At 43.9% G+C, this 11,717-nt stretch carries 14 protein-coding genes, 1 tRNA gene and 1 pseudogene; 4 read left to right on the top strand and 12 right to left on the bottom strand.

What is annotated here, in order from left to right; translation table 11 throughout:
- Nucleotides 1–85 precede the first annotated feature (85 nt).
- Both prmC and RT138_RS10510 read left to right on the top strand, forming a co-directional pair.
- Nucleotides 86–910, top strand: a complete 825-nt coding sequence (prmC, locus tag RT138_RS10515; RefSeq protein WP_313190635.1) for a peptide chain release factor N(5)-glutamine methyltransferase — start codon at nt 86–88, stop codon at nt 908–910.
- A gap of 539 nt (nt 911–1,449) precedes the next feature.
- Nucleotides 1,450–1,522, top strand: a tRNA-Lys gene (locus RT138_RS10510).
- A gap of 733 nt (nt 1,523–2,255) precedes the next feature.
- Here RT138_RS10510 and RT138_RS10505 read toward each other — a convergent pair.
- Together RT138_RS10505 and RT138_RS10500 are read right to left on the bottom strand one after the other, a co-directional pair.
- A pseudogene (locus RT138_RS10505) lies at nt 2,256–3,053 on the bottom strand (recombinase family protein); the annotation flags it as partial.
- Between the two features lie 26 nt (nt 3,054–3,079).
- Nucleotides 3,080–3,241: a hypothetical protein gene (locus RT138_RS10500; RefSeq protein ID WP_165438746.1), complete on the bottom strand. Its 162-nt coding sequence runs from the start codon at nt 3,239–3,241 to the stop codon at nt 3,080–3,082.
- Nucleotides 3,242–3,896: 655 nt separating this feature from the next.
- Between RT138_RS10500 and RT138_RS10495 the strand changes: the two genes are divergently transcribed.
- Together RT138_RS10495 and RT138_RS18890 are read left to right on the top strand one after the other, a co-directional pair.
- Entirely contained in the window at nt 3,897–4,214 is a 318-nt protein-coding gene (locus RT138_RS10495; RefSeq protein WP_313190634.1) for an antirestriction protein ArdA, read from the top strand.
- Nucleotides 4,215–4,230: 16 nt separating this feature from the next.
- A complete protein-coding gene (locus tag RT138_RS18890; RefSeq protein ID WP_409529453.1) occupies nt 4,231–4,428 on the top strand; it encodes an antirestriction protein ArdA in 198 nt (65 codons plus the stop codon).
- A gap of 231 nt (nt 4,429–4,659) precedes the next feature.
- Here RT138_RS18890 and RT138_RS10490 read toward each other — a convergent pair whose 3' ends face one another.
- The 10 genes from RT138_RS10490 to RT138_RS10445 form a co-directional block, all read right to left on the bottom strand.
- Complete coding sequence (locus RT138_RS10490; RefSeq protein ID WP_118196667.1) at nt 4,660–5,097, bottom strand: response regulator transcription factor; 438 nt, start codon at nt 5,095–5,097, stop codon at nt 4,660–4,662.
- Nucleotides 5,098–5,433: 336 nt separating this feature from the next.
- A complete protein-coding gene (locus RT138_RS10485; protein WP_373604707.1) occupies nt 5,434–5,838 on the bottom strand; it encodes a DUF3872 domain-containing protein in 405 nt (134 codons plus the stop codon).
- A gap of 53 nt (nt 5,839–5,891) precedes the next feature.
- Entirely contained in the window at nt 5,892–6,449 is a 558-nt protein-coding gene (locus tag RT138_RS10480) for a conjugal transfer protein TraO (protein WP_293885579.1), read from the bottom strand.
- Nucleotides 6,450–6,466: 17 nt separating this feature from the next.
- Nucleotides 6,467–7,369, bottom strand: a complete 903-nt coding sequence (traN, locus tag RT138_RS10475) for a conjugative transposon protein TraN (RefSeq protein WP_313190633.1) — start codon at nt 7,367–7,369, stop codon at nt 6,467–6,469.
- A 24-nt stretch (nt 7,370–7,393) separates the two neighbouring features.
- Nucleotides 7,394–8,719, bottom strand: coding sequence for a conjugative transposon protein TraM (traM, locus tag RT138_RS10470; protein WP_099372178.1), 1,326 nt, complete (start codon nt 8,717–8,719; stop codon nt 7,394–7,396).
- Nucleotides 8,703–8,993 carry a nitrogen regulatory IIA protein gene (locus RT138_RS10465; RefSeq protein WP_099372177.1) on the bottom strand — a complete coding sequence of 97 codons (291 nt, stop codon included), beginning with the start codon at nt 8,991–8,993 and terminating at the stop codon, nt 8,703–8,705. The genes traM and RT138_RS10465 overlap by 17 nt, the downstream gene beginning before the upstream one ends.
- Nucleotides 8,994–9,006: 13 nt before the next feature.
- Nucleotides 9,007–9,435 (bottom strand): hypothetical protein, encoded by a 429-nt coding sequence (locus tag RT138_RS10460; RefSeq protein WP_099372176.1) that lies wholly within the window; start codon nt 9,433–9,435, stop codon nt 9,007–9,009.
- Between the two features lie 10 nt (nt 9,436–9,445).
- Nucleotides 9,446–10,069, bottom strand: a complete 624-nt coding sequence (gene traK, locus RT138_RS10455; protein WP_099372175.1) for a conjugative transposon protein TraK — start codon at nt 10,067–10,069, stop codon at nt 9,446–9,448.
- A 15-nt stretch (nt 10,070–10,084) separates the two neighbouring features.
- Nucleotides 10,085–11,080 carry a conjugative transposon protein TraJ gene (traJ, locus tag RT138_RS10450; RefSeq protein WP_313190632.1) on the bottom strand — a complete coding sequence of 332 codons (996 nt, stop codon included), beginning with the start codon at nt 11,078–11,080 and terminating at the stop codon, nt 10,085–10,087.
- A 3-nt stretch (nt 11,081–11,083) separates the two neighbouring features.
- Entirely contained in the window at nt 11,084–11,716 is a 633-nt protein-coding gene (locus tag RT138_RS10445) for a DUF4141 domain-containing protein (protein WP_293885569.1), read from the bottom strand.
- Between the last annotated feature and the right edge of the window lies 1 nt (nt 11,717).

Genomic DNA, 11,717 nt, shown 5'->3' with positions numbered 1-11,717 from the left:
TGGCGAGCTGCTTTTGACAGCTCGCCAGAAGTTTTTTTCCTACCTTTGTTGTATGGATTCTATAGGCAGCTTAAGGCAAAAATTTGTGTCGGATTTATCGTCGATTTATGATCAGGATGAGGCAATGAGCCTGTTTCAGATTGCTTCTGAACATTTGCTGGGTTACAGCAGGGTGCAGCTTAGTATGAAGTTGCAAGAAAAGCTCTCGGAGGATCAGGAAACTAACTTCAATTTGCTCCTGCAACAGCTTCAGACCGGCAGACCTATACAACAGATTATTGGAAAGGCTCCTTTTTATGGAATGGAGTTTATCGTGTCGGAGGATACCTTAATCCCCAGACCTGAGACGGAGGAACTCGTACAGCTGATTATCTCCGAAAACAAGCGCAAATCAGATCTTGATATAATCGATATCGGCACAGGGACGGGCTGTATTGCGATCAGCTTGAAAAAAGGTCTTGCCGAATCCCATGTTACCGCAGTGGACATTTCCTCAGAGGCCATTAGCATTGCCAAACAGAATGCACAAAGAAATGATTGCCCTGTTGATTTCCGTTGTTTGGATATCTTGGAATGGAACCTGGTCTTTGATCAGGAGCAATATGACATCATTGTCAGCAACCCTCCATACATCACCCATGACGAGAAAAGGGATATGCACCGCAATGTACTGCATTTCGAGCCACACACGGCTTTATTTGTGGAAGACTCAGCCCCATTGTTGTTTTACGACCATATCGCTTCATTCGCCCTAAAACACCTCAAAAAGGAAGGGACCCTCTATTTCGAGATCAACCAGTACCTTTCCGAAGAAACCAAGGAACTTCTGATCAAGAAAGGTTTTGCCAAGGTTGATATTCTCCATGACATCAACTCAGTTCCCAGAATGATCAGGGCAAGGTATATTTAGGACAATTTCTAAATTCAAGGATTATTTAACTTTAAATAGCAACCTATTTTCCCGAAGAGTTTCTACCTTTAGACCATAGCCACTGTTTTCATTTAATTCGATACCAGCATTGCCTCCTTCCTAGCTTAGATCAAAATTTTAACAATCGTTTTTGATTTCAGATGTACATGGCTTTGGTCTCATTCGAGACATATTCGGAAATTTCGCAATATGGCCCGAACATGGGTAAATCAATTCCCGAATGCACCGCCCTAAAAATTCCAGCCCCTACTTATTTCAATTTTTTAATGAATATGGAAAAACAGATCTCCTTTCGCTGTTCGGCAAAATGGTTGTTTCTGCAAGTTTTTAGGTAAAACTTGAACAGAAACCACTTCAGTATATATCTAAGCCAATATTTTTATTCATTTTTTCAAACTGAAAAACAGCGACTTATTTGATTAAGGACAAATTTAAGTTCAAAAGATTTGGCACATATTAAGGATTTTTCTACCTTTGCATCACTTCAAACAACGAAGGGTTCTCGATAAAAGAACAACGATTCCGTAGCTCAGCTGGTAGAGCAATACACTTTTAATGTATGGGTCCTGGGTTCGAATCCCAGCGGGATCACTTCTTGGGACAAGTCTAGAAAAGATAGACTTGTCCCATTTTTTTTGCCTTGTAACTTGCTGTTATTCTGATAAATAAGAGCAATTGCAGAATTTAGCCTTGGAGTTCGATGTCGTGTTCCGTCAAATTCCAAAAATTCGGGGAACATCGAACTCACTATAAGCCTTTTTTCTTCAATATCGCCGTTTTCATAGCGTCTATCAATGTTTGCGACCTTTTTTAAGGTGGAAGCCACTAAGTCTTTAATCTCTGTTCCCACAACCGCCAAGTCGTTTAATCTTCTTTCGAAAACTTCAATCTTGCCTTTGGTCAATCTCTTTACTTCTTGGAAATCGTCATCTGCCATTTCTCCATCGGCATTCTTTAAAAGTGCGTTTTGATAGCGTTTGTTCAACGCATCAATCTCGCTTATGATATTTGTCCTTTCCGTGTTTTGGGCTTTGGTTTTGTTATTGAAGTCTTTTATAAAAGCTTCAATAAAGACATCGACCATACCTTCTTTTGGCGACATATACTGTAACTGTTTAAGAAAAGCTTCATTTGCAGGTTCTGCCCTAAACCGTACACCGCATGAGGAAGTACAATGATAATAGTTATAGTAGTTGCCCATCTTTCCTTTTGAAGCACTTCCAGTCAGCATACGTGTGCATTTAGGGCATTTGAGAAAGCCTCGAAGCGGTAGGTTCTCCATAGCTACAACTTTAGGCTTTACTTCCCTTTTTCTCCCATCGAGAATATCCTGGACATCGGCAAACGTCTTTTCGCTGATTAATGGCTCGTGTTGTCCTTTGACAAAATATCCCTTTTCCTCTTTGTAGGGAGGAATGAATATTTTGCCACAGTACAAGGGGTTTCGGACGGCTACCCAAAAGTTATTTTTGCTGAACCGACCTTTTCCATCGGCTTTCTCCCGAACCATTTTCCATATCTGTTCCGTATTGAAGTTATTGGAAACGATTTGTTCAAACGCCCACTTTAAAAGCGGTGCTTCAAATTCATGGGGTGCAATGAATTTCTTTTTGCCCTCTGTTATCTTATTGACATACCCCAAAGGCGCTGTTCCCATATACCGCCCTTCTTTTTTCGCCCTGCGCATTCCGTGAAAAACATTTAACGCACGCCTGTCGTTTTCCACTTCGGGTGAAGCAAGATAGAACGCAAGCATGATTTTATTTTCGGGAATGGTAAGGTCTAAGGGCTGTTCGATTGCCACAGGTTCAACGCCATGTGTACGTAACTGGTTAATCATTTGGTAGGCATCCCCTGCGTTTCTACTAAACCTATCCCATTTGGTAAATAGTATTATCGACCCCGCTTTATTGTTCTTTGTTTTGCGTAGGTTGGATAAGTATTTCTGCCATTCCGGACGTTTGAAAGATTTTGCCGAATGGTCTTCTATGTAAACATCCCTTACCGGAATGCCTTTTATCTCACAATATTTTCTTAATCGGTCTTCTTGGTCACGTTGCGAATATCCCTTGTCCGCTTGCTCGTCTGTCGATACACGTATGTATAAATCTGCCTTTCTCATCACAACAGTTTTCTTTGTTCATTAGATTAAAGTTTTCCTCTTAGATATTGGTTAACTGCAATGTCAGCTATCTTCTTGACAAACTCCAAGATGGTTTTTGCTTCCTCTAAATCGACCTCTGTTCCTTTCTTTTTCAAGATTTGCACAACTCTTTCGGGAGTTAAATCGTTCGTTTTTTCTTTCTCCATCTCAACTCATTTTTGCCTGCTAACCGTGCAGATTGATCCGCATAAACAAACTTATCGAGTTGATGGAACGAGCATTAGAATATGTCTTCTTACTGGATTACTTGGCTTAGATTGGCGCGTGGCATTACAATAGCCAAAGCACATTTACGGCATTCGCTTCACTACTGACCGCAAAAGAGCTTAGGGCTATGATTGGGAATAGGAAATTGAAGATGTCGTTCCACAGGTTGGGCTGTTCCACTCCAAACTTCAATCACCTGTAGCCGTACTAACAGATATTAAATTCTTTCTGAACCATTTTCCACACACTATCCTCCTTACTTCCACAATTGGTTTTAATGTAAAAAGCGAGTATGCCTGTTGTTCACGTTTCATGGAGCAAAGGTTGGACGTGTTCTTAACGGAGGCAAAAGGTCATGCAAGTTTGAAAAAAAATCTCCACCCGTTGGGTAGTATTTGTTTTCCAAAACCTTGTGCCTCCTAAACACTAACCTAAACTGCTCCCGAAACGAAACACAGCATACTCCGGCTCTTTACACGAATAAAAAAAATGTCAGACATGAGAATTAAAAGCATTGGAAATGGTATTGAAACAAAACAACAGCACCACCTCTCATTGCCGAATAAATCAAAAACAATTTAAAACGGTAAAGAAATGATACAACAAATAAACACATCGGAAGCAAGGGTATATGTCGGCACATACAGAAAATACAATGACGGTTCAATCTTCGGGAAATGGCTTGACCTTTCCGATTATGCGAACAGCGAGGAATTTTACACCGCTTGCAAGAAGCTACACGATAACGAGGAAGACCCCGAATTTATGTTTCAAGACTACGAAAACATACCTAAGGGCTTAATCGGTGAGTGTTGGATAAGTGATAACATATTTGAAGTTTTGGAGGCTTTGGAAGATATGGACGAAACCCGAAAAGAAGCATTCCTAATATGGCGACAACGGACACCGTAAGCTATCCGAGGGGGATATAAGCGACCTAATAAGCGACTTTGACGATGACTATATAGGCGAATACAAGGACGAGGAAGATTTTGCCTATGAACAGGTTGAGCAAATGGACTTACCCGAATTTGCAAAAAGGTACTTCGATTATGAAGCTTTTGCCCGTGACCTGTTTTGTGGTGATTATTGGAGCGATGGTGGTCATGTATTTTGTAATTCGTGAATTTTAGGGAACGGTGCGCCGTTCCCATTTTTATTAAAATCTGTTCGGGCAAAAAAGACAGATCCTCCCCAGGTCGGAACAGTCTTTTTTGCGAAAAGTGGAACACCCCCTTGGTCAAATGCTCGCATCCCGCAGTTTCCTCCATTGCATTTTTCAAAAGAGCTGTGCTTGAAACAGACTACTTTCTTTCGTGAGTTGAGACGAAAAAGAAAGTAGCAAAGAAACCTACGTTTATGATTGACTTTTAAAGTATTCCATTGCTACCCCCCTAATCCCCATGCTGAAATATTTTTTATTTTCACTCAATGCTTTAACGGCGGTTAGCATTCCATCGGGGTCAGCGAATTTCAGTATATAGCCCGAAACACCTGCCTTTAGCATACTCGTTACACTTTCCTCGTTATCGTCCGTACTGGAAATTAGAACTTTTAAATCGGGGTACTTTTCGAGCAAAAGTTTAGCAGTAGCAAAGTCTTCCTCTATGAGACAGACATCCGGCAACTTGCCACCCTCTTTTATTTTTTGTAGGGCATCCTGCCCGTAACCCGATTGGAACAATACCGTATATCCCGAATTTTCAAGTTGCTTTACAGACATATCCCGAAGCTTTGGATTGTCATCTATGACCGCTACATAGACATTGTTTTTGTTGTCTTTTCCAGTATTCATAATATCTGTTTTAAAAGTAGCGACCTGCAATAAAAAAAGCGCAGGCAACTACACTTACCGATACTGGGGCACTGGTATGCCTGACAACGAATAAGCGAGCACCCACGCCTATGGCGTGAGTATTCCTACTTATTGTCTCGTTGTCTTAAAAATTACCAGTTTTCAGTATCGAGACTTAAAGCAAAAACACTTTAAGTATTTTAATATTTTCTATTAGCAAAGATAACGAAGCGATTTATTATACACAATATTATAATCGTGTCCTTTAAGAGCAAAGTACACTACATTTTAAGTCTACTAAAAAATCCCGCCACATCGGGCAGGATTTTTCTGTCTTTAATCACGGCTGTTAAACTGGAAACTGACTTGCTTTTCGTTTCCGAAATTGTCCGAAATCCAAATATCAAACGCCTGTGATACGGTGGATTGCGAGGTGTAATACAACCTAAATTGTGTCTGTGGCAAGAGGTACAGGTCATTGGGCATATACGGCGGTTCGCTGTAATACCGCAATGCTCCCTGTCCGTCAAACTGGAAATAGCGGATAAAGTATTTCGCATCGCTGAAATTGGCCGACCGTTCAATGGTAATCCGTATTTCAACGGTCTGCCCGTTCGTCACCTCTTTGGGTACAGGCATTACCTGTACCTCAAAAGGGTAATTTTGTTGTATGTCGATTTCGTCTTTTTCGCAGGAGGTCAGCACCACGGCGCAGACCAACATTGCCAAGAGCATGAACATCGCCTGTAAATGTAGGCGGTATTTTCTGATTGATATTTTCATCGTAAATCAATTTAAAAGTTAAACCTTAGTCCAATCCCTGCCGATGGACGGAACTGTTTTAAATCCGTACCCCAAAGCACTTTGGTACGTCCTTGCAGGAGCAACACAAAGCGGTCGGACAGGTACGTTTCGAGCGTGAGCCGTCCGCCTGTGCCGTAAACAAAATTGTCTCTGTCGAGGATGGTCGAGCCGTCCGGTAGCATGGCTTCGCTCCGGTTAATCGTTTCATAACCTGCAACGGCTGTTAGCCCTGCATTCAGCGTGATGGTCTTTCTTGCATCGCCCAATAGCTGAAGACTGTAACCCACCTCGCCCGTATAGGTTTCGAGCGGTATCTGTACATCCCTGTAACCGGAAAGCTGATAGGCATATTCCGCACCCCATATCCAGTAACTGCCGTTCTTTCCGTTCACGGTCAATGTCAAATTCAGATAGTAATTGTCGCTTATATCTTTGGACAACATACCTGCGTTTATCTCCAATCCCTTTTGTTTGGGGAGCATACGCTGTGCCTGTACTGCCGTCATACTTAGCATGGCAAGCACCACGGCAAAAATGTATCTTATCATTGTTCTTTCCTTTTGGGTTAATTAATCTTTAGGTGCATATCGCTTATCAGTTTGGCGTGTACGAGGTCGGAGTTTTCCACCTGCAACACCTGTTGCCTGCCACCGTTCTTTTCAAAGATTTCAATCACGAGTACCTTGTCATCCGTGATGGTAAACTGGTCAAGCAGGAACACGTTTTGGTCGGTGCTGTTACCCGTAATTTCACCGAGCGTTTTATACATCCGCAACGGGTTCATTGCCTTTTCCTGCACCACGGTACGCTTGGCGACTTTTTTGTCCACTACCTTGAAATTCACAAAGTCAATGTTGAACGGTACATTGCTTTTGTTACGCAGTTCCGTATGGAAATAGAATTTTCCGTTGTGAACATAAATACCTTTCAGCAGGAATTGTATGCCGTAGCTTTTCGACCCGATTTGCTTTACAATCCGTTTATTCTTTTTGTAAATCGTTTCCATGAGCAACCCTGCCAGTGACGGCGAATTGCCTCCCAATTCCTCAAACAGCACATCGTTGCCGTTTTCCCTGTCCGATGCCTTTTGCATCGTCAGCAAATCATAATTCAACGCCAGCGGATAAGGACTGTAAAAGACATTGAAATTGTAAAACCGACCATCGTCCGTGATGACCGAAAAATTGGTTTCCTCGTCAAAATCCCTTACGCTTGCCTTAATACGCAGTACGTTTTCCGCATCTTCGGCTTTGCCTGCGATAAGGTATTCACTGCCCAAATCCACGTAGCGGATAGCGGACGGGAATATGAGGTGCGAGGTCTTGCTGTACGTCACCTGCATTTCGTAAGGCTCGACCTTACCCATGCTCAATTTTGTTGTACTGGATGCCACTTGCTGTGCATTTGCACCTGTAATAAAGGCTATCAAACAGACCATTGCCATGAGGCTTTTAAATATTGCTTTCATTTTCTTTTTGATTTTAGTTAAACATTAATTTTTTGAAACGAGGAAAATCTGATGACCGGCTTTGACCGTTACTTTCGGTGTCCTTACTTTCTTGGAGAAGTAACCCGATACGCCCTGCACCACACCACGGGAAAGGTCGCCTGCCATCTGTTGCCCTGCCGAGCGTGTCATCATGATAGAAGTACCGGAGGTTTGGCTCATGTTGGAAGCTATCTCGCTAAGGGCGTTCATTTCGGGAGAATATGGTACATATAGCCCTTGCTGTCCGTCCACATCATACACGGTTATATCGACCGGAATAATGTTGCCCTCATATTCGATGGACGTTACCTTTAACTGCAACCTGCCACCTTGAAACTTGGCATTTGCCGTCAGTACCGTTCCTGCCGGAATGGAACGGACGGGAGTTTGCGCTGTTTCCAACAGGCGCAACCGTACACCGCTTTCGCCCATCACGACCTGCGTTTTCTGTACTACCGCCTTGATACTGTTTTTCGGCTGTATGACCTGTTCCGAAACATCTGCCGTATAAAAGCCACGGTTTCGGGTTTCGTTCCAGTTTGCCAAAAAAGCACTGTCGGTCGGTTCACGATACAATGCGGAAACCGTATTTTTCCTTACAGGGGTGAATGCCACAAAATGTTCCTTTTGCGAGGCACTCTTTGCCGAAGCTGTTGTGTCCGCATTACCTGTCTGTGTTGGAGTTGAGGGCAGGTAACGGGATGCCATTTCGTATGACTTTTCCATCAAAGCCAACTGGTCATCCACGGTCGTTACGGGCGGTACGTCCTTTTCTGCCAGTTGTTCTTTCAGTTCCTCAACCTGCCTGCGGAGTTCCTGCATTTCGTAATCGCTGTTGTCGTAGAACGAGGTCAGCGTACTTTGTGCATTGCGGTAACTGTTCAGGGCAGGGTTGCTGTTCCTACGTGTACCACCGCCGTAAGCGTAGCCGTCTTCGTAATCCTCATCCGGTAGCTCCGCTTCCGGATCGGCGGTACTGTCCTCGCTCCAATAGTCGGACAGTGACAGGAGCGCATTACGCTTTTCCTCCATTTTCTGTTCGAGCATTTCCTGTTCATAAGCCTTTTGCTTATCGGATTGAAGCCCGGCATCGCTCGCCTGCGGTACGACATCGTTCAGACCAATATCCTCAACCTTTTGCTTATCGGAATATGGTTTGAAGATTAAATACATACAGCCGAAGAACACCACGCCCATAAGAGCAAAAATGATAGGCTTTTTTAGCTTGTCGGCTTTGTTCTGCGCCCCTTCTTGGGTCGCATCCATTTCGTTTTCCGTTTCCTTTTTTCCGAACAGAAAACGGATTTTGTCATTATTGTTCTCTTTCATTGTTTTTACGTTTTAAGATTTTGTTAATACTGTCCTGCGGAGAAACCGAGGATTTGTTTTGCCTGTTAATTGGGTTTTCGATATGCTCAATGGTCATGGTATTATCGGACTGTGCTACATCGTAGCACACTTTTAACAGCACGACAAAGGACAATAGCGCATAGCCCAAAAAGAGCAGTAGCGTATAGCGATGCTGTTTTTTAACAGGCATCGTCCGCCACTGTCCATCGAGCTTGTCAAGCCAATTACTGATTGTTGTTCTTAGATTTTTCATGCCTTAATCCGTTTTAAAGGCTGAACCGCTTCCGCCTGTCAACCGTCTTTTGCTCCGGTGCATCGCTCACCATAGCGATTGCCTCCCTTGCTTTGGGAACGGTAACCACGGACAGGTCGGTCAATTCCGATTGTTTCAGTAATTGCCCGAATTGGTCTTTTCTTGCAACTTCCATTTTATTGAGGAAGAATTTGCCGTTTAGGTACTTCACCCACATACAGCATTCTACATACGGCTTGTCTTCGCCTGCCCATTGTAGAAAGCCCGTCAATAATAACTGTGACTTTGGTGCGCCCTCCGTACCATTTCGGCAGTTTTCGAGGTATTCACTTATACTGTCTTTCAACTTTCCGGCATACGCTCCCTGCGTATGGAAATAGCCGTCATATCCTTTTGCGGTAAGGATTTTGGCAAACGTGTTCAAATCTGATATTGCTTCCATAATCTTGATTTTAGCGGTCTATAACTTCTACGTCTCTGTTTTCCAACACGGCAAACTTTTCGATATTGAAACCCTGTGGGTTGTTGTCCGAGCGGACGGAGTTCACGAGATAGCAAGAGGTCACAAGGCTTCGCCTTGTGACGTTGCTTGACCGGATGATAAATTGTTTGGCATACGTTCTTACCGCATACGGATAGGTATCGAAGTTGCAGACCACGCTGTCCACTTCGATACGCTGTTGCACATTCCCCGAAATGATACGGTTGTAGTACCCTTTTTCCGAAAGGTCTTTGTAATAATCGAACGCCGATTTGTCAGCAAGATTAAAAGCTCTTTTCATGTTGCTTTCGATGGCGTTCTTATCCGGTGCGAGCGTAAAGAACAGTTCATGGAAACGCCTTACGTGTTCCCTTGCCTCAACAGGTCTGTTGATGCTTGCATCCTGTGACAGTGCCAGCATCAAGGATTTACCGTTGTCCAGTACATATACTTTTTGGCGTTGCGCCTCCGCAAACTGGTAGGACTGCCATACCGCATATCCTACCACTGCGATGCAGAGTACGGCAAATACAATGGCATACAGACGTATTTGCCTAAAGCTGTTTTCTATGTTTCTTAGTGTCTTAAATTCCATTGTTTCTGATTTTTATTATTTGTTCATTAACCTGCCACCGATGTTACCTGCAACTGCCCCCGTTCCCGCTCCGGCGATGTTTCCGGTTTTCGATGCCGTCTGATTGACGTTGCGCATGAAGTTCCCTGCGCCTCCGGCTTGGATAACCCAACCTGCCACCGTTGGGATGGTGAAGTAGCCCACAATCCCAATCAGCATGAAGATGATATACACCGTGTTGGATGTGTCGGGGATATATGTAGGGTCGGCAAGCATTTCAATATCCCGTTCCAGTATAAGCGATTGTATTTTCGCAAGTATGGAGCTGAACTTATCGGATATGGGCAACCATAGGTACACGCTGATATATCGGGTCAGCCATTGCGTAAGTGTGGACTGGAAACCATCCCACACACTTATCGCAAAGGCTATCGGCCCGAGTATGGACAGCACGATAAGAAAGAACGTCCGTATGGTATCTATGACCAGTGCCGATGCTTGGAAAAGTATCTCCAAAAGGTTGCGAAACCATTCCTTTATGGCTTTTTCTATCTTATAGGCTTGTCGGTCAAGGTACATTCCCGACATGGTAGCCAAATCGGACGGAGACCATCCCAATTCGTCCAGTTTCTTATCAAATTCCTCATCGCTTACGAGGTAAGCGGTTTCGGGATTGCGGAGCATGGCTTGCCGTTCCAACTGATCTTTTTGCTGTTGCAATTGGTTGAGGTCAAGCACCTGATTTTCGAGCATGGCATGTGTGCCTTTTACCACAGGTGACATTACTGCATTGATAGTTCCCAATACGATGGTCGGGAAGAACATAATGCAAAACCCGATGGCGAAAGGTCGCAGGAGCGGAAACACGTCTATCGGTTCAGCACGGCTCAAAGCCTGCCACACTTTCAGTGCTACGTAGAACAGTGCGCCCAATCCGGCGATGCCCTTTGCCACTGTCGCCATATCGGCGGACAGTGGGAGCATCTCATCGTACAGCGAGCGCAGGAGTTCGTGAAGATTGTTCCATTCCATAGTTTACCAGTATTTTTGTTCAGCAGTACCGTACAGTTCAAGCACCCTTTGGGTGTTGTTCTGTTTCTTAGCCCTCAAAATGCTCACGGAGATATTCTTGTTGGTGTAATAGCGGACAAGGCTATGGTAATCCTTGACCTCTTTATACACCTTATCAATAATGTCCATACGTTCCTTGTCATTGAGGGATAGCGAGGTTGAGGTAACAATCTGTTTCAGTTCTTTGAGCAGTTCGGTACTCTCGTTCAAGAGCGTGGAATAACCGTTGGCGATTGCCGTCAGTTCCTGTGGGCTGAAATTCGGGTCGTTCATCATCTTGCCGAAATTGTTTACATACATTTCGGACACATCCCCCACAAGCAACACCGTTTGTTGTACTTTTCGGGCATCTTTCACCAAGTTGCTCACGGCTTTCAGTTTGTCGTAATATTCCTTGCCTTGCTCATACACCTTTTTTACCTCATTGAAATTCTTAACCACGTTGGACACGGTGGATGAGGTCTGTATGATTTCATTCGCACTGTTGATGATACCCGATGCAAGGTTTGCAGGGTCGGTAACTACCCATTGTGCCTTAGCGGACGGTGCAACGGCAAGCATAAATGCCGTAGACACCAGTAACATTACTTTCTTCATT

Origin of the sequence: Sphingobacterium sp. (assembly GCF_032065005.1) — a bacterium.
In the GTDB taxonomy this organism is placed as follows: Bacteria; Bacteroidota; Bacteroidia; order Sphingobacteriales; family Sphingobacteriaceae; genus Sphingobacterium.
Note: the sequence above shows the minus strand (reverse complement) of the source record. Positions and strands in the feature narration are given on the sequence as shown.